The sequence below is a fragment of the Sphingopyxis sp. MG genome (genome assembly GCF_002953155.1).
GTDB classification, from domain to species: Bacteria; Pseudomonadota; Alphaproteobacteria; order Sphingomonadales; family Sphingomonadaceae; genus Sphingopyxis; species Sphingopyxis granuli.
Map to the genome: position 1 here is coordinate 1,266,827 of NZ_CP026381.1, position 18,090 is coordinate 1,284,916.

The 18,090-nt window shown below is 67.8% G+C and carries 16 protein-coding genes; 2 read left to right on the forward strand and 14 right to left on the reverse strand.

What is annotated here, in order from left to right; genetic code table 11:
* Window positions 1–43 precede the first annotated feature (43 nt).
* From C3E99_RS05810 to miaA, 8 genes are all read right to left on the reverse strand, one after another.
* Window positions 44–457 carry a hypothetical protein gene (locus C3E99_RS05810; RefSeq protein WP_104959533.1) on the reverse strand — a complete coding sequence of 138 codons (414 nt, stop codon included), beginning with the start codon at window positions 455–457 and terminating at the stop codon, window positions 44–46.
* 631 nt (window positions 458–1,088) lie between these two features.
* Window positions 1,089–2,342, reverse strand: coding sequence for an adenosylmethionine--8-amino-7-oxononanoate transaminase (locus C3E99_RS05815; protein WP_076075774.1), 1,254 nt, complete (start codon window positions 2,340–2,342; stop codon window positions 1,089–1,091).
* 149 nt (window positions 2,343–2,491) lie between these two features.
* A complete protein-coding gene (bioD, locus tag C3E99_RS05820) occupies window positions 2,492–3,100 on the reverse strand; it encodes a dethiobiotin synthase (protein WP_076075771.1) in 609 nt (202 codons plus the stop codon).
* Window positions 3,100–4,236, reverse strand: a complete 1,137-nt coding sequence (locus C3E99_RS05825) for an 8-amino-7-oxononanoate synthase (RefSeq protein ID WP_442800479.1) — start codon at window positions 4,234–4,236, stop codon at window positions 3,100–3,102. The genes bioD and C3E99_RS05825 overlap by 1 nt, the downstream gene beginning before the upstream one ends.
* Before the next feature lie 131 nt (window positions 4,237–4,367).
* Window positions 4,368–5,402: a ketol-acid reductoisomerase gene (gene ilvC, locus C3E99_RS05830; RefSeq protein ID WP_076075767.1), complete on the reverse strand. Its 1,035-nt coding sequence runs from the start codon at window positions 5,400–5,402 to the stop codon at window positions 4,368–4,370.
* Window positions 5,403–5,494: 92 nt separating this feature from the next.
* Window positions 5,495–6,010: an acetolactate synthase small subunit gene (ilvN, locus tag C3E99_RS05835; RefSeq protein WP_067109669.1), complete on the reverse strand. Its 516-nt coding sequence runs from the start codon at window positions 6,008–6,010 to the stop codon at window positions 5,495–5,497.
* 5 nt (window positions 6,011–6,015) lie between these two features.
* The gene (gene ilvB, locus C3E99_RS05840) at window positions 6,016–7,770 is read right to left on the reverse strand and encodes a biosynthetic-type acetolactate synthase large subunit (protein WP_076075764.1); all 1,755 of its coding nucleotides are present in this window, start codon (window positions 7,768–7,770) and stop codon (window positions 6,016–6,018) included.
* Window positions 7,771–7,856: 86 nt separating this feature from the next.
* Complete coding sequence (miaA, locus tag C3E99_RS05845) at window positions 7,857–8,819, reverse strand: tRNA (adenosine(37)-N6)-dimethylallyltransferase MiaA (RefSeq protein WP_076075761.1); 963 nt, start codon at window positions 8,817–8,819, stop codon at window positions 7,857–7,859.
* Here miaA and serB point away from each other — a divergent pair.
* Both serB and C3E99_RS05855 read left to right on the forward strand, forming a co-directional pair.
* Window positions 8,818–9,702, forward strand: a complete 885-nt coding sequence (gene serB, locus C3E99_RS05850) for a phosphoserine phosphatase SerB (RefSeq protein ID WP_067109660.1) — start codon at window positions 8,818–8,820, stop codon at window positions 9,700–9,702. The two genes, miaA and serB, sit on opposite strands and share 2 nt — an antisense overlap.
* Before the next feature lie 2 nt (window positions 9,703–9,704).
* Entirely contained in the window at window positions 9,705–10,283 is a 579-nt protein-coding gene (locus C3E99_RS05855) for a septal ring lytic transglycosylase RlpA family protein (protein WP_076075759.1), read from the forward strand.
* 750 nt (window positions 10,284–11,033) lie between these two features.
* On the opposite strand, the gene C3E99_RS05860 is transcribed toward C3E99_RS05855, so the two are convergent.
* From C3E99_RS05860 to C3E99_RS05885, 6 genes are all read right to left on the reverse strand, one after another.
* Window positions 11,034–12,248: a dihydroorotase gene (locus tag C3E99_RS05860; protein WP_076075756.1), complete on the reverse strand. Its 1,215-nt coding sequence runs from the start codon at window positions 12,246–12,248 to the stop codon at window positions 11,034–11,036.
* The gene (locus C3E99_RS05865) at window positions 12,239–13,234 is read right to left on the reverse strand and encodes an aspartate carbamoyltransferase catalytic subunit (RefSeq protein WP_076075754.1); all 996 of its coding nucleotides are present in this window, start codon (window positions 13,232–13,234) and stop codon (window positions 12,239–12,241) included. Before C3E99_RS05865 ends, C3E99_RS05860 begins: the two co-directional genes overlap by 10 nt.
* Before the next feature lie 78 nt (window positions 13,235–13,312).
* On the reverse strand, window positions 13,313–13,936 hold the full coding sequence (locus C3E99_RS05870) for an FMN-dependent NADH-azoreductase (protein WP_076075751.1): 624 nt from the start codon (window positions 13,934–13,936) through the stop codon (window positions 13,313–13,315).
* Between the two features lie 13 nt (window positions 13,937–13,949).
* Complete coding sequence (locus C3E99_RS05875; protein WP_076075749.1) at window positions 13,950–14,423, reverse strand: MarR family winged helix-turn-helix transcriptional regulator; 474 nt, start codon at window positions 14,421–14,423, stop codon at window positions 13,950–13,952.
* A 24-nt stretch (window positions 14,424–14,447) separates the two neighbouring features.
* Entirely contained in the window at window positions 14,448–16,670 is a 2,223-nt protein-coding gene (locus C3E99_RS05880) for a TonB-dependent receptor (protein WP_076075746.1), read from the reverse strand.
* Between the two features lie 118 nt (window positions 16,671–16,788).
* On the reverse strand, window positions 16,789–18,051 hold the full coding sequence (locus C3E99_RS05885; protein ID WP_076075744.1) for an acyl-CoA dehydrogenase family protein: 1,263 nt from the start codon (window positions 18,049–18,051) through the stop codon (window positions 16,789–16,791).
* Window positions 18,052–18,090 lie beyond the last annotated feature (39 nt).

Here is an 18,090-nt window from a genome sequence, read left to right on the forward strand (position 1 = left end):
CAATGTCGTCGCGGCGAAACGCACGGTTTCCGGACTGTGGGGTCTATGGGTGCGTCGCGCGCCGCGCCTCGAACCATTCGCGCAGCGCGGCGGCGGCGCAGCCCGTGAAGCCGTAGCTGCCGACCGGCGAACAGCTGTTCGGCCGGGTGGCGCGGGCGATCGTCTCATAACCCTCGACCTGCGATGCCCAGCTGCCGCCGCCGACCGGGGCGTCGTCCTTGATCTCCTCGCGCAATTCCTTGGGGACGCGGTAGCGATCGGATTCGGGCTGCTGCGCGCAGACGACGATCTCGTCGCCCTGCGCCTCGGGACAGGGTTCGTCGCCATAGGTATAGAGGATCGAGGTCTTTTGCGGCGGCTGCGCCGACTGCGCGAGGCTTTCCTCCTCCTGCGCAAGCGCCGGAACCGCGGAGGCGAGGGCCGCGAGACAAGTCAGAAGAGCGGCTTTTCCTGTCATTCCGGATCGCGTTCCCGATGTCGTGGCCTGCGACGATGGACGGCCGCAGATGAACCCAGGCCGAACTGCGGCCTGTGGATTCGGAGTTCGGCACGGTTTCTCGCTTTTATCGCCCTGAATTCTCCCTTCGTCACCCTGAACTTGGTTGGGACATATACCCTTCAGGCAAGTCAGGCGCTGTTCCCCGGCGAAAGCCGGGGTCCAACTGGCGCAGCGCGGCTTCGCATGGACCCCCGCTTTCGCCGGGGAACAATTATCTGTCGAAAAGGGGTAATGGCCAACCTGTTTCAGAGCCTGCCCCGGACCCGATCCGGGGGTCCATGGTCTGCCCTCGAATGGAAGGCGGCGCAAAAGGGGGGAGGCCGGCCATGGATGCTGAAACAAGTTGGCGTTTATACCCCTGAGACAGGGACGCTGGTGATCCCCGGCGAAAGCCGGGGTCCACGTGGGGCAGCGCTGTGCCATCTGGACCCCGGCTTTCGCCGGGGAACGCTCACCTGTCGGAAGGGGATAATTGCGAAACAAGTTCAGCATGACGAACGGATGGGGCAGCGCGCCAAAACCTGAATCCTCACACGCCATAGAGGCGCTTCCCCCTTCCTGGAGAATGCTTGAGCGGACGCTCCACCACTTACGGCGATGGATCGAGATCGAGCGATGCGGCGATCGCGTTCCAGACCTGCGCGAGTTCGCCGGGCGCGATGCAATAGGGCGGCATGACATAGATGCTGTTGCCGAGCGGGCGGAGCAGGACGCCGCGTTCGCGATAGAAAGCGATCAGGCGCGGCGCGAGCGTCGACAGATAGCCGCCGTCGGGGACGCGGACGTCGAGCGCGGCGATGGTGCCCAGCCGGCGCGGGTTCGCGATGCGCGCATCGCTGGCCAGCAGCGCCAAATGCGCCGCCTGCGCCTCGGCGAGCGCATCGATCCGCGCCTGCACCGGCTCGTCGCGCCAGATGGCGAGATTGGCGACCGCCGCGGCGCAGGCGATCGGGTTCGCGGTATAGCTCGACGAATGATAGAAGGTCTTCGCGCGGTCGGTCGAATAATGCGCTTCGAAGATCGGTTCGATGCACAGCGTCACCGCGAGCGGCATCGCGCCGCCGGTCAGCCCTTTCGACAGGCAGACGATGTCGGGGATCACCCCCGCCTGGTCGCAGGCGAAGCGGGTGCCGGTGCGGCCCCAGCCGGTCATCACCTCGTCGGCGATGAACAGGACGCCGTGACGGGCGCAGATCGCGCGCATCTCCGCGAGCACCCATGCGGGGTAGATCAGCATGCCGCCGGCGCCGAGGATCAGCGGTTCGACGATGAAGGCGGCGGGCTTTTCGGCGCAGGCGGCTTCGAGCGCGTCGAGCGCCGCCTGTTCGCGTCCCCCGGCGGGGAAGGGAATGGTGCCGACGTCGAAGAGCAAAGGCTGCCACGCCCGGTTGTAGACGCCGCGCTCGCCGACCGACATCGCGCCGATCGTGTCGCCGTGATAGCTGTGCTCCATCACCAGGATGCGGCTGCGCGCCTCGCCGATGTTGAACCAGTAACCGAGCGCCATTTTCAGCGCGACCTCGACGCTGGTCGAACCCGAATCCGAAAAGAAGACGCGGGTCAGCGGATCGGGGGTGATGCGGACCAGTTCGGCGGCGAGCGCTTCGGCCGGCTCGTGCGTCCAGCCTGCGAAGATGAGCTGGTCGAGCTTCTCGCTCTGCGCCCGGATCGCGGTCATGATGCGCGGATGCGCGTGACCGTGGGTGGTGACCCACCACGAGGAGATGGCGTCGATCCAGCTGTTGCCCTGCGCGTCGTAAAGGCGCGCGCCCTCGGCCCGGTCGATCAGCGGTATCGGCTCACCGAGCCCGTGCTGGGTGAAGGGATGCCAGATGGGTGACATAAGTGCGACCTCTCTTATCGCTCGTGCTGAGCTTGTCGAAGCACCGTTCTTCCTTCTGGCGCCGGATGGAAAAAAGGACAGCCCCCTTCGACTGCCTTGCAGGCGCTCAGGACAGGCTTCGACAGGCTCAGGGCGAGCGGCTTCTGGTTTCAGGTGAAGCCGGCGAGATCGAAGTTGGCGGCGAAGGCTTGCGCCAGCGTCTCGTCCGTCAGCGGATCGAGGCGGGGAAGGCGGCCCAAACGGCGGACGCCGCCAATTTTCGCGACGATCGCCTCGCTGTCCTCGACGGCGTCGCCGACGAAGGCGATGCCGTGGATCGGGACGCCGCGCGCGCGCAGCGCCTCGATCGTCAGCAGGCTGTGGTTGATCGTGCCGAGACCCGTGCGCGCGCAGACGATGACCGGAATCCGCCAGCGCGCGAACAGATCGGCATAGAGAAGCGTGCGCGTGACCGGGACGAGGACGCCGCCCGCGCCCTCGACGATCAGGTCGCCCGCGGGCGGGGTCAGCGCATCCGGATCGATCACGACGCCGTCGATCTCGGCCGCGAGGTGGGGGGAGGCGGGGGTGACGAGGCGATACGCCTCGGGCCGGACCGGCACCCCGGCCAGCCGCGCGACGACCTCGCTGTCGGTTTCGTCTTCGAGCCCCGACTGGATCGGTTTCCAATAGGCGGTGCCGAGCGCCCCCGCCAGCGCGGCGGTGAAGACGGTCTTGCCGATACCCGTGTCGGTGCCGGTCACGACGAAGCGCGGCATCAGGCGGCCGCCATCGCGTCGGCAAGCGCGCCGGTCATCGCGTCGATATCGCTTTCGGCGACGTTGAGCGTGATCGCGATGCGCAGGCGCGCGGTGCCCTGCGGCACGGTCGGCGGGCGGATGCCGCGGACGTCGAAGCCCGCGGCCTGCAACGCGCCGGCGACGCGCATCGCGCGGGCGTTGTCGCCGATCACGACGGGAAGGATCTGGCTGCCGCTCGCGGGCAGGCCGAGCGCGGCAAGGCGCGCCTCGGCATGGCGGACGAGCGCGTGAAGGCGCGCGGGCCGCTCGGGCTCGGTCGCCACGATCTCCAGCGCCTGGCGGACGAGCCACGCCATCAGCGGTGACGGCGCGGTGGAGAAGATGAAGGGGCGGCCCCGGTTGACGAGGAAATCGCGGACGATCTGCGGCCCGCAAAGCAGCGCCCCCTCGCAGCCGAGCGCCTTGCCGCAGGTGTGCAGCGTGATGAGCCTTTCGCGGGACGCAAGGCCGTGCGCGAGGCCCTGTCCGGCAGGACCGAAGACGCCGGTCGCGTGCGCCTCGTCGACCACCAGCACCGCGTCGTGGCGCGCGGCGACGATCGCGAGGTCGGCGAGCGGCGCCGTGTCGCCGTCCATGCTGTAGAGGCTTTCGACCGCGATCCACGGCGTGCCGGTGCCGCCCGCCTTGCGCCACGCGACGACGGCGTCGTCGAAGGCCTGCGCGTCATTGTGCGCGGCGGCACGGATGTCCGCGCGGCCGAGCTTCATGCCGTCGTGCGCGCTCGCGTGGATCAATTCGTCGTGGACGATCAGGTCGCCGCGCTGCGGCAGCGTCGCGAACAGCGCGGCGTTGGCGGCGAAGCCGGTGGGAAAGAACAGCGCCGCCTCGCTGCCATAGTGGCGCGCGGCATGGGTTTCGAGCGCTTCATGTTCCGCATGATTGCCGCGCAGCAGGCGCGAGCCGCCCGAGCCGGCGGGAAGACCGCGCGCTATGCCCTGAGAGAGCGCGTCGCGCAGCGCGGCGGAGCCGGCGAGACCGAGATAATCGTTCGAGGCGAAATCGATCCCGGCGCGCGGGACGAGGGTGCGGCGGCGGTCTTCGGCCGCGAGCGCAGCGAGATCGGCGCGGTGGGCGTGGAAGGGCTGCCTCATCATTTCCCTCCGTTCGTCATTGCGAGCGGAGCGAAGCAATCTCCAGCTATCGACCATGTGCGAAGTCGATGGCTGGAGATTGCTTCGTCGCTACGCTCCTCGCAATGACGAGGTTCCGTCGCTGTCCGGCGCGGTCAGTTGACCGCCTTGTCGACCAGCTTGTTCTTCGCGATCCACGGCATCATCGCGCGCAGCGCGGCGCCGGTCTGTTCGATCGGATGCGCGGCGGCGGCCTTGCGGCTGGCCTTCAGTTCGGGCTGTCCGGCCTGGTTGTCGAGGACGAAATCCTTGACGAAGCGGCCCGAGGTGATGTCGGCGAGGACGCGCTTCATCTCGGCCTTGGTCTCGTCGGTGATGATGCGCGGGCCGGTCTTGATGTCGCCATATTCGGCGGTGTTCGAGATCGAATAGCGCATGTTCGCGATGCCGCCTTCATAGAGGAGGTCGACGATCAGCTTGGTTTCGTGGAGGCATTCGAAATAGGCCATTTCGGGGGCATAGCCCGCCTCGACCAGCGTTTCGAACCCCGCCTGGATCAGGTGGGTGATGCCGCCGCACAGCACCGCCTGCTCGCCGAACAGGTCGGTTTCGCATTCTTCCTTGAACGTCGTCTCGATGATGCCGCTGCGCCCGCCGCCGACCGCCGAGGCGTAGCTGAGCGCGAGCGCCTTGGCGTGGCCGTTGCCCGCATTGCCGCTGGCTTCCTGCGCGACCGCGATCAGGCAGGGGACGCCGCCGCCCTTCTGATATTCGCTGCGCACCGTGTGGCCGGGGCCCTTGGGCGCGACCATGAAGACGTCGATGTCGGGGCGCGCCTCGATCAGGCCGAAATGGATGTTGAGGCCGTGCGCGAAGGCGAGCGCGGCGCCGGGCTTCAGATTGTCGGCAAGGTCGTCATAATAGATTTTCGCCTGATGCTCGTCGGGGGCGGCGATCATGATGACGTCGGCCCACTGGGCGGCTTCCTTGTTCGACAGCACCCGGAAGCCCGCGCCTTCGGCCTTCTTCGCGGTCGCCGAACCGGGGCGCAGCGCGATCGCGACCTCCTTGACTCCGCTGTCGCGCAGGTTCTGCGCGTGGGCGTGGCCCTGGCTGCCGTAGCCGAGGATGGCGACCTTCCTGTTCTTGATCAGATCCTGGTCGGCGTCGCGATCGTAGTAAACCTGCATGTCTTTCTTCCTCAATAGTGTGTCCCCGCGAAGGCGGGGACCCATCTGACGTTGACTGGACCCCCGCCTTCGCGGGGGAGCACGAAATTGAACTAAACCGCCTCCGGTCCGCGCGAGATGGCGACGATGCCGGTGCGCCCGACCTCGACGAGGCCGCATTCGCGCATCAGCGCGATGAAGCGGTCGACCTTGTCGCTGTTGCCGGTGATCTCGAAGACGAAGCTGGTCAGCGTCGTGTCGACGACCTTGGCGCGGAACACGTCGGCGAGGCGCAGCGCCTCGATGCGCTTCTCGCCGGTGCCCGCGACCTTGACCAGCGCGATCTCGCGCTCGACATGCGCGCCCTGGTCGGCGAGGTCGATGACCTTGTGGACCGGAACCAGCCGGTCGAGCTGCGCGATGATCTGGTCGATCACCGGCGGCGGGCCGGAGGTGACGATGGTGATGCGCGACAGCGCATGGTCGGCGGTGATGTCCGCCACCGTCAGGCTTTCGATATTATAGCCGCGCGCGGTGAACAGCCCGGTGATCTTGGCGAGCACCCCGGCCTCGTTGTCGACGGTGATGGCGAGCACATGGCGCTCGCCCGCTTCGGTGGTGATTTTCATGTCGGTTACACCAGAGCCTTGGCTTCGTCGTCCATCGTGCCGATGACGTCGCTCGGCTGGAGGATCATTTCGGTATGCGCCGCGCCCGACGGGATCATCGGGAAGCAGTTGGCGAGCTTGGCGACGCGGCAGTCGACGATCACCGGGCCGGGCGTATCGATCATGGTGCGGATGCCGTCCTCCAGTTCGCCCAGCGTGTCGATGCGCAGCCCCGTCCAGCCATAGGCCTCCGCCAGCTTCACGAAATCGGGCAGGCTGTCCGAATAGCTGTTCGAATAGCGGCTTTCATAGGTCAGTTCCTGCCACTGGCGGACCATCCCCATCCATTCATTATTGAGGATGAAGATCTTCACCGGCAGGCGGTGCTGGCTGACCGTGCCCATTTCCTGGATGTTCATCTGGAGCGAGGCCTCACCCGCGATGCAGATGACGAGGCGGTCGGGCCGCGCGACCTGCGCGCCGACCGCGGCGGGAAAGCCATAGCCCATCGTGCCGAGACCGCCCGACGTCAGCCAGCGATTGGGGGCGGAAAAGCCGAAATGCTGCGCCGCCCACATCTGGTGCTGCCCGACCTCGGTGGTGATGATCGGGTCGCGGCCGCGCGTCGCCTCGAACAGCGCCTTGACCGCGCGCTGCGGCATGATCTCCGCCCCGCTGTCCTTCTTCTCCGGGAAGTCGAGGCAGCGCGTCGCGCGCCAGCCGTCGATGCGGCGCCACCATTCGCCGAGGTCGCGCGCCTTGTGCCCCTTGTCCTGCCACGCGCCGATCAGCGCGTCGAGCGCGCGCCCCGCGTCGCCGAGCACCGCGACGTCGACGGGAACGATCTTGTTGATCGACGACCGGTCGATATCGATGTGGATCTTCTTCGCATGCGGCGCGAAGGCGTCGAGGCGGCCCGTGACGCGGTCGTCGAAGCGCGCGCCGACCGCGATGATCAGGTCGGCGCGATTCATCGCCATGTTCGATTCATAGGTGCCGTGCATGCCGAGCATGCCGAGCCATTTCGGATCGTCCGACGGAAAGGCGCCGAGCCCCATCAGCGTCGAGGTGATCGGCGCGCCGGTCAGCCCGACGAGCTGGCGCAGCGCCGCGCTCGCGTCCGGGCCCGCGTTGATGACGCCGCCGCCGGTGTAGAAGATCGGGCGCTCGGCCGCCGCGATCAGCGCGATCGCATCGGCGATCGCATCGGCGTCGGGTTCGACCTGCGGGCGATAGCTCTGGTGCTCGATCAGTTCGGGCATGCTGTAGGTGCCGGTCGCCACCTGCACATTCTTCGGGATGTCGATCACCACCGGACCGGGCCGGCCATGCGTCGCGATATGGAACGCCTCGTGGATGATCGGGCCCAGCCGGTCGGGGTCCATCACCAGATAATTGTGCTTGGTGCAGTGGCGCGTGATGCCGACCGTGTCGCATTCCTGGAATGCGTCGGTTCCGATCAGGGTCGTCGGCACCTGCCCGGTCAGCACGACCATCGGGATCGAATCGAGCAGCGCGTCGGTGATGCCCGTCACGGCGTTGGTCGCGCCCGGGCCCGAGGTGACGAGCACGACGCCGGGCTTGCCGGTGGCGCGGGCATAGCCCTCCGCCGCGTGGGTCGCCGCCTGTTCGTGGCGGACCAGAATGTGCCGGATCGTCGGGTGGTTGAACAGCGCGTCATAGATCGGAAGGACCGCGCCGCCCGGATAGCCGAACACTGTATCGACCCCAAGGTCGACCAGCGCCTGAACCACCATGTCGGCACCGCTCATTTCCGTCACGACACTGCTCCTTTTCTCCATTTCGCCCGCGCGCAAGGCCCGCGCTTGTGCGACGCAACAAGGCTGCGGGCAATAGGTATATGATTCTATCCTGTCAACAGTGCATGTTGTAATTTTATTGCTATTTCCTTTATGGAATCGACGGATAATGACGCTTCGTGTCGGGGCCATCCGGCCGGCGGCTGATGGCGCAGCCAGGTGAACTGGCGTTTCGCATATTGGCGGGTCGCGGCCTGCGCCCGGTCGAGCGCCTCGGCGCGCGACAGGGTGCCGCGCAGCAGGGCGGCGATCTGCGGCACGCCGATCGCGCGCATGACGGGAAGGTCGGGGTCGAGATCGCGGGCGATCAGCGCCGCGACCTCGTCGATCGCGCCACGCTCGAACATTTCGGCGAGCCGCGCGTCGCAGCGCGCGCGCAGTTCGTCGCGCGGCGGCAGCAGGACCAGCGGGACGAGCGCGACGGAGTCGGCGATGCCGCCCTCGCGCGCGCGCTGCCAGTCGGCGAGCGGCCGGCCCGTGGCGCGCACCACTTCGAGCGCGCGGGCGACGCGCGTCGTGTCGGCGGGATGCAGGCGCGCCGCCGCGGCGGGATCGGCCTTCGTCAGCGCGGCGTGGGCGTCGGCCACCGCCATCGCGCGCACTTCGGCGCGAATATCGGGGGCGATCGCGGGCACCGGCGCGATGCCGTCGAGCAGCGTGCGCAGATAGAGACCGGTCCCGCCGACCAGGATCGGGATATCGTCGTCCTCCCACGCGCGGGCCAGCGCACGGCGCGCTTCGGCGGCCCAGCGCGCCGCGTGATAGGCGCCGTCCGCCCCGTCGACATGACCGAACAGATGGTGCGGGACGCCCTGCATCTCCGCCGCGGTCGGGCGCGCCGACAGGATGGTCAGGTCGCGATAGACCTGGCTGGCATCGGCATTGATGACTTGCGCACGCCCCACCGCCTGCGCCAAGGCGACGGCAAGGGCGCTCTTGCCGCTGGCGGTCGGCCCGGCGATAAGCGCCACAGGAAGCCGCTGGCTCGAGGATGAAGAAGGAGATGCCATGTTCGTTGCGACGCTGATAGCAGCCGGAGCGCTGACGGGCGAGGTGGTGCGCGAGGCGATCGACCGCCTCGCCGCGACCGGGCACGACGTGGGCGCGCCGCACTGGCTCGACGAAGGCGACGCGGCCGACATCGTCTTTCAGGGCAGTCTGGTCAGCGCGCGCAGCGAGCTTGCGAAGATGGACCATGGCGCGCTCGACATCGTGGTCCAGCCGCTCGGCGACCGGACGAAGAAGCTGCTGATCGCCGACATGGATTCGACGATGATCACCGTCGAGTGCATTGACGAACTCGCCGACTATGCGGGGCTGAAGGCGCAGATCGCGGCGATCACCGAAAAGGCGATGCGCGGCGAGATCGACTTTCGCGGCGCGCTGGCGGAACGCGTCGGGCTGCTGGGCGGCATGGCGGAAACGACGCTGGCCGAATGCCGGATGGAGCGGGTCCGGCTGACGCGCGGGGCGCGCACGCTGGTCCAGACGATGAAGGCGCACGGCGCCTGGTCGGTGCTGGTGTCGGGCGGTTTCATGCCCTTCGCCGGGCCGGTCGCGGAAGCGGTCGGCTTCGACAAGGTGGTCGCGAATGAACTGGAGATCGTGGGCGGCCGGCTGACCGGGCAGGTGCGCGAGCCGATCGTCGATTCGGGCGCCAAGCTCGCGATGCTCCAGTCCGAGGCCGCGGCGCGCGGGCTGCCGCTGGCCGAGACGCTGGCGATCGGCGACGGCGCCAACGATATTCCGATGATCACCGCGGCCGGGCTGGGCATCGGCTATCACCCGCACCCCGCGGCCGCCGACGCCGCCGACGCCGCGATCCGCCATCACGACCTGACCGCGCTGCTGTGGGCGCAGGGCTATCCGCGGCGAAGCTGGGTGCTGGGGTAGGGATGCGGGGCCGTCCCGATTGCCGCCCCGTCCGGTTGGCCGGGGCCGCGGCGGCGATCCTGATGCTTTCGGCCTGCGCGGGCGGGAATTTCCGTCCGGTCAGCGATTCGCCGGTGCGGATCGGCAAGCCCTATGCGGTCCGCGGCACGACCTATGTGCCCGCCGCCGCCCCCGCCTATGACGTGGTGGGCTATGCGAGCTGGTACGGCAGCGAATCGGGCAACCGCACCGCCAATGGCGAGAAATTCCGCCCCGGATGGGTCACGGCCGCGCACACGACGCTGCCGCTGCCGACCTATGTCGAGGTGACGGCGCTCGACACCGGGCGGCGGATCGTCGTGCGCGTCAACGATCGCGGCCCCTTTGCGGGCGGCGGACGCATCATCGACCTGTCGCGCGGCGCGGCCGAACAACTCGGGATGAAGGCGCAGGGCCACGCCCCGGTGCGCGTACGGCGCGTCGAACCGTCGGAAAAGGACCGCGAGCGCCTTCGCAAGGGCAAGCCCGCCGCCGCGCTGGCGCCGCTGTCGCAGCGCGACCTGCAAAACCTGCGCGCGCGGCTGGCCGCCGGGGGGCGGTAGGGCGCGGTTGGAAAACGGGTATCGGACCGGACTGCTCGGCGGGATTATCATTGCGAGGAACCATCCTGGTTCCGCGCTGCCCCGGAGAACAATCGTTTGGGCTATAAAGCCGAGTGCTCCCGCGAAGGCGGGAGCCCAGAGCGGATGGAGCCATGTCGGCGTCTATCGCTCTGGGTCCCCGCCTGCGCGGGGACACGGCACGATTCATCCGAAGATGATCAGGCTAGGGAGCCATGCCTCGGATGGGCACCATTTTAAGGCGTGTGGGGGTTCATCTTGCGACTGTCCTTTATCGTGTGTCCCCGCGAAGGCGGGGACCCATCTGCGGTGGTTTCGAGATGGAACCGGCCGAAGATGGACCCCCGCCTTCCGCCTATGGCGGAAGTTTATCCTGAGCGCCCGCCCTGCGGGCAGTCGAAGGGCGGGGGAACACGGCTTTATACAATATCGCGGCGATAGACTCTGAATCCCCACAGACCTTAGAGAATCGTGCATTAAATCTGCATCACTCTTTCTGTCGTTCGTGCCGAGCCTGTCGAAGCACCGCCTTTCTTCCTGCGGCGTCAAAAGAAAGAACGGCCCTTCGACGGCCTTGCAGGTGCTCAGGACAGGCTTCGACAAGCTCAGCGCCTGCCCCCGCGAAAGCGGGGGGCGGACGGTTCGGATTTGACGCGCTACGGCCCGATGACATGGAATGGACTCGTCATCCGCGAGCGACAAAGCCACGCGGCAATCCAAAGCCATCGCGCCTCAGCGTATCCGCACGCCGCCTTTCCACAGCATCGTGGCGCGGCCCTGCATCGGCATGCCGTCGAAGGGGGTGTTGCCCGCCCACGCCGCCATCTTCTTCGCATCGACCTGCCACGGCGTGCCGTCGTCGATCAGGATCAGGTCGGCCTCGGCGCCGACCGCCAGCGTTCCGGCATTAAGGCCGAGCAGCTTTGCCGGGTTTGCGGCGAGCAGGTCGAACAGGCGCGCCGGGGTCGCATGGCCGTCGCGGACGAGTTGCAGCCCCATCGCGAGCAGCGTCTCGGCGCCCGCCATGCCGGGCAGCGCCTCGGCAAAGGGCAGGCGCTTGTCCTCGGGCCCGCGCGGGTCGTGGCCCGAAGCGAGCACGTCGATCGTGCCGTCGGCGATGGCGGCGAGGCAGGCGCGGCGGTCGTCCTCCGACCGCAGCGGCGGCGACAGGCGCGCGAAGGTGCGGAAATCGCCCATCGCGGTGTCGGACAGGAACAGGTGCGCGGGCGTGATGCCGCAGGTGACGGGCAGTCCCGCCGCCTTCGCGGCGCGGATCAGGTCGAGCCCGCGCCGCGTCGTGACCTGGCGGATATGCAGCGGCGCTTCCGTTTCCTCGACCAGCAGCAGGTCGCGCGCGATCGCCATCGCCTCGGCGATCGCGGGCGCGGAGGCGAGGCCGAGGCGCGTCGCCATCTCGCCATCGGTCGCGACCGCGCAGTGCGTCAGCCCTTCGTCCTCGGCATGCGCGATGACGGTGAGGCCGAGCGACGCGGCGTAGGAGAGGACGCGGCGCATCACGCCGGCGTCTGCGATCCGGTCCCGGCCCGTCGCCACCGCGCGCGCGCCCGCGCCCTTCATCAGCCCGATTTCCGCCAGTTCCCTGCCGGTGAGCCCCTTGGTCGCGGCGGCGAGCGGATGAACCCACAGGTCGGGCTTGCCGCCCTTCGCCGCGCGCTCGACGAGCCCCGCGCCGTCGAGCGGGCCGCTGTCGGGCATCAGCGCGGCGCGCGTGATGCCGCCGAAATGAAAGGCCGGCTTGTCGGTCGCGAAGACGCCGAGGTCGATGATGCCGGGGGCGAGCCACTGGCCCTTCGCATCGACCGTCTCGATGCCCTCGGGACGCTCGGCGGGGTCGATCGCGGCGATGCGGCCGCCGACCGCGAGCAGGCTGCCGACGTTGCCGCCGAGCAGGCGGGCGTTGGCGATGAGCAGCGGCTTCAGTTCCATCCGGGCACCCCCCGCTTGCGGCGGGTCAATATGTCGAGGCACGCCATGCGCACCGCGACCCCCATTTCGACCTGCTCGGTGATCGTCGATCGCACCGGGTCGTCGGCGATGCTGCTGTCGATCTCGACCCCGCGGTTCATCGGGCCGGGATGCATGACGATCGCGTCGGGCTTCGCCTTCTCCAGCCGCTGCGGCGTCAGCGCATAGAGCGCGTGATACTCGCGCGCGCTGGGCAGGTAGGCGCCGTCCATGCGCTCGTTCTGGAGGCGCAGCATCATCACGACGTCGGCGCCCTTCAACCCCTCGTCCATGTCGGTGAAGGGGACGGCGTGCATGCGGTCGAGCGCGGGCGGGATCAGCGTCGGCGGCGCGACGACGCGCACCTCGTTGCCGAGCAGCGTCAGCGCGAGGATGTTCGATCGCGCGACGCGGCTGTGCAGCACGTCGCCGCAGATCGCGACGGTCAGCCCCTCGACCTTGCCCTTGCGGCGGCGGATGGTCAGCGCGTCGAGCAGCGCCTGCGTCGGATGCTCGTGCCGCCCGTCGCCGGCGTTCAGCACCGGGCAGTCGACCTTGTCTGCGATCAGTTGCACCGCGCCCGATGCCGAATGGCGGATGACGATCGCGTCGGCGCGCATCGCGTTCAGCGTCATCGCGGTGTCGATCAGCGTCTCGCCCTTCTTCACGCTCGACTGCGCCGCGTGCATGTTGACGACGTCGGCGCCGAGCCGCTTGCCCGCGATTTCGAACGACAGCAGGGTGCGCGTCGAATTCTCGAAGAAGGCGTTGATGATGGTGAGGCCCTTCAGCGCATCGTCATGCTTCGCCGCGCCCGAACGGTTCAGCTCGACCCACTGTTCGGCGGCGTCGAGGATATAGGAAATTTCCCATGGGGCGAGCTGGGCGATGCCGGTCAGGTCGCGATGGCGAAAGGCATCGCCACCGGGCGGGTAGTCGCTGGCGGGTCGGGTGGTTGCGCTTGTCATTAAAGCGCAGCGTCTAGGACGCGCGGGCCGATCCCGCAAGCGAAGAAGCAGGGTGATGCCGTATCGAGGGCAGGGCGTTCAAAAACGGGCGGCGGCCGCCTCCAGCTCCGGGGTGAAGGAATCGAGATAGGCGAGCCGCTCCGGCGCGGTGGCTTTCGTGGTCTTGCAGGCGTTGATCACGCGAATATCGTGCAGGCCCATCTGCCGGAATATGTGCAGCAGATAGGGCAGCTGGAAATCCCCCGGATCGTCGTCGCCCGTCGAGGAACGGGTGAGGATGAACTGGACGGGGCGGTCGCGGAGCAGGCCGAAGTGCTGCCGGGTCGCGGGGTCGAACCCGAATGTCCGGCCGGGCTGCATCAGGTGATCGAGATAGCGCTTCACCGCCCACGGCACCGAATAGTTCCACATCGGGCACGACAGCAATATCTTGTCGGCGCGGTCGAAATCCGCGATCAGCCGCTCGGTATCGACCCACGCGACCGTCCCCGCTTCGCTCCGTTCCTCGCCGAACAGCGGCGCCAGCTTGTGGATGGCGTGGACCGCACCGAAATCGGGATTCGCTGCGGCGTCGAACACGTCGATGTCGCCGATCTCATGGTCGGGATGCAGGGCGCGATAGCGGCGCAGGAAGACGTCCGCCAGTTTTCGCGAAGCCGACCGCTCGCCCTTGGGGCTGCCCGCGATATGCAATATCTTCACCTCGTGCGTCTCCTCAGGCTGCGGCGAGATTGGCGATCACGCTGCGCAGCAGCCGTTCGAGCGTCGCGACCTCCGCCGCCGTGAAATCCTGCGTCGCCAGGACATGGACGTCGCGGGCGAGGGGGATCAGCACCGCCTCCAGCGCCTGCGTGCGCCGGGTCGGGAAGACCAGCATCTCGCGGCGGTTGCCGGCATTGCGCCGGCGGCTGACGAAACCCTTTTCCTCCAGCCTGCGAAGTGCGATGGTAGCCGTGGCTTCGGAAATTCCCAACCGGTTGGCCAGCTCGCGCTGGCAGATGCCGTCGGTGCGCCACAGCTGCCGCAGGAAGCTCCACTGGCTCGCCGACACGTCGTGCACCATGGTCCGGTGCTCCAGCAGCCGCTGGAAGGACTGGAAGACCAGACGTGCAAGATCGTGCAGCTGTCCGCCGTCGCCGGCGCCGCCGTCTTGCACATCCGGTCCGTTTTCCCGCAGAGCGTTCCGCATGGCAGGCCCCTCTGCAATGCCGGGTCAAAAGCCCTTGGTGACCTCCAGCGCGATGGTTCGCGACGGATTGACGAACACCGCCCAGCTTCCCGCCACCAGCGGCACGCCGAACGACTGGCTGAACGACACCTTGTTGGTCAGGTTGCGGCCGATCAGCGCGACCTCGAGGTCGTTCGCCTCGGACGCGAGCGCGAGCCGCGCGTCGAGCTTGGTATAGCCGGGCATGATATTGTTGGGATGGCGGTCGTCCTGATAGATGGAGGCGCCGGTATAGTCCGCCGCGACGCGGCCGGTCAGCGCCCAGTCCGACGCCACCGGCACCCGAACCTCGGCATAGCTGTTCCATTTCCACTTCGGCGCGCGCGTCAGCCGGTAGCCGGCGAGGTTCATCGTCGTGCAGCCCGCGGGCGCGTCATAGGTGCAGGCCGCCCCCGGATAATCGGTGTAATAGGCGTCGAGATAGGCCAGCGAACCGCCGATCGTCAGCATGTCGCCGATCCGCAACGCCGCGTCGCCCTCGATCCCGCGCGACCGCGCTTCGGCGGCGTTGCCGGTGGTGAAGGACGATCCGGTGAAGGAGGAGACCTGAAGGTTCGTGAAATCGGTCGTGAAGGCGGCCATGTTCAGGTGCAGCCGGTTGTCGAGCAGGCGCAGCTTGGCGCCGGCCTCCCACGACCGCGCCCGCTCGGGCTCGAACTCGACGCGCCCGGTCAGGCCGAGGCGGCTGTCGTTCGACACATAGCCGCCGCCCTTCGATCCGGTCGCATAGCTGAGGTAGACCTGCGCCGACGGGCCGAACTTGTAGCTGAGCTTCGCCGAATAATCCCACAGCGCCTCGCTGCGCGAGCGGATGAAGACGTAGCTGGGATAGGCGAGCACGCTCATTTCCCCGGCGACGCGCGCCTGCTTCGATTCGTGGTTGTAGCGCAGGCTGCCGCTGAAGGTCAGCGCATCGGTCAGATGCCAGTCGATCGCGGCGAAGGGCGACAGCGCCTCGCTCGTCTGGTGGAACGGCAGCCGCGCCGTCCCTTGCAGCAAGGGGCCGATCGGCGGGGTCAGCACCTTGTCGGCGCCGTTCCAGTAGATTTCCTGCAGGATGTCCGACCGCGCATAGAAATAGGAGCCGCCGACGATCAGGTCGACCGGCCCGACGGCGCCCGCGACCCGGATTTCCTGCGAAAGCTGCGAGCTGTTTTCGGTATGGATCGAATCCGAAAAGGCGATGGGGCTGATGTCGATATCGTTCTGCGTCCGGGCGCGCAGCCGCTGATAGCCCGAGATCGACGAAAGCTCGAACCCCCCGCCGAGGTCGAGCTTGGCGGTGACGGTGAGGTTGAGGTTGTTGGTGCGCGAGAATTCGGGATAGGCCGAACTTTGCGCGCGCTCGAACGAGGGGCGTTCGGGCGGGCCGCCGACGGCGGCCGACGCGGCGCGGATCTGGTCGCAGAAGACGCAGTTGCCCAGACCGTTGTAGGTCAGGTTGCCGCCCTTGTAGTTGTTCTCGGCATATTCGGCCTTGAACAGGATCGATCCGCCCCCGCCGGCGGGTTCGAACAGCAACTGGCCGCGGATACCCATATTGTTGTTGCTGTTGTCGTCGCGTCGGGTGACGCGGTTGTACATGTAACCGCCCTCGTGCCCGGCCTGAAAGCTGATCCGGGCGCTGAGGCTGTCGGTCAACGGACCCGACACGAAGCCGCCGCCGCCATAGCCGTCATTCTCGAACTCGTAGCGGCCGCGCAGTTGCGCTTCGAACTGCCGGGTGGGCGCGCGGCTGATCACGCTGATCGCGCCGGCGTTGGTGTTCTTGCCGAACAGCGCGCCTTGCGGACCGCGCACGACCTCGACCCGCGCGACGTCCATCATCGCGGTCTGCATCGACCGCGACCGGCCCGAATAGACGCCGTCGATGAAGAAGCCGACCGACTGTTCGAAGGCCAGGTTGCCGCCGCCCGAACCGAGCCCGCGCATCGACACGACGAAATTGCCGTTGGTCTGGTCGATCTGCAGATTGGGGACGCTCGACTGGAGGTCGTTGAACTGGCGGATGCCCATCGCTTCCATGCCCTCGCCGCTGACCGCCGCGACCGACAGCGGCACGTCGAGCAGCGTCTGCTCGCGCTTGGTCGCGGTGACGACGATTTCGGAATCGCGGGCGGCCGACGCGCCGTCGGTCTGGGCATAGGCGGATGTCGGAACGGCAAGGCTGGCAAGCAGCATCGAACGGAACAGCGTAATCCGGTTCATTTTTCCCTCCCATTTTCGGGCGCTCCGCCCCGTCGCCATGACGGGTTTCGCGGGCCCCATTTGTTGTCGGCGCCGGTCCTTTCGCCGCGGGCGCGCGCCTTTCGCCCGCCGCAAGCGATCAGTAGATCATCGAATTGGGTTCCATCCCCAGCATGGCGCGGCCGCGCAGTTCGGATGCCGCGTCGATGTCGTAGATGACGTGGTTCGACATGACGTTGATGTCGCGCAGATGCCGCTGCAGCGGATTGCCCCGCATGTGGGCGCCCGCGCCCGCCGCCTCGACCAGCGTGCGGATCGCCTCGCGGCAGATTTCCATCGCGTGCGCGATCTGCAGGCGCATGAAGCTGCGCTGCCCGAAGGTGGCGGGCACCGGTCCCGCCGCGAGTTCGACGTTGCGATTGACCGCCGCGCGCAGCAACATCTCCGCGGTCGCGATCTGCACGTCGGCATGGGCCAGACGCATCTGCGCCGCGGGCTTGTCCGATTGCCGGGTCGTGCTTCCCGGGATGACGCGTTGCTGAAGCTGTTCGGCAAAGGCGGCGACCGCCGCGCGCCCGACCCCGACGCCGCCGATCGCCGCGGTGACGCCCAGGAAGGGGGTCATCGGCTGGCGATAGATCGGATTGTCGTACAGGCGCGCGCCGTGGCCGGTTCCGGCCCGCATGTCGTTCATGTTCATCGTGCGATATTCGGGGATGAAGGCGTCCTCGATCAGCAGGTCGTGGCTGCCCGTTCCCTCCATCCCGTCGATATTCCAGGTGTCGAGCACCTTGACCTCGTTCGTCGGCAGGGCGCAGAACAGGGCGCGGCGCTCGGGATCGTCGGGGATCGCGCATGCCACCATCGCCCAGTTGGAATTCATGATCCCGGTGCCCCATTTCCAGCGGCCCGAGATGCGATAGCCGCCGTCGACCGGAATCGCCTTGCCCGGGGGCGCGGTCACGCCGGGCGCGATCACATAGGGGACATGGTCTCCGCCGCCGCCGAAAATCTCGTCCTGGAACGGCTCGGGAAATTGCGACAGCATCCAGACATGCTCGACGCAGAAAGCGGTGACCCAGCCGGTCGACGCGCACCCTTCGGCCAGCGGCAGCATCGCGTCGAGGAAGCTGTCGACGTCGAATTCCAGCCCGCCATATTTGCGCGGCATGAAGTGATAGAAACAGCCGGTCGCGCGGATGGCGTTCCACACCTCGACGATCGGGCGCCGTTCGCGCTCGCACGCCGCGGCGTGCCGTTGCAACAGCGGCTTGAGCGCGGTGGTGCGGCGGACCAGGTCTTCGGGCGTGAGCTGGGCCAGTTGCTCGCGCGTCAGGAAATCATCCCCGACCGGAATCGCGGGTTGGACGGTCGGCGGTAATTCCATGTCGGCCACGGCCATTCTCTCCCTCATGTCTTTGGAGGGAGTTTGTCAGGCTGC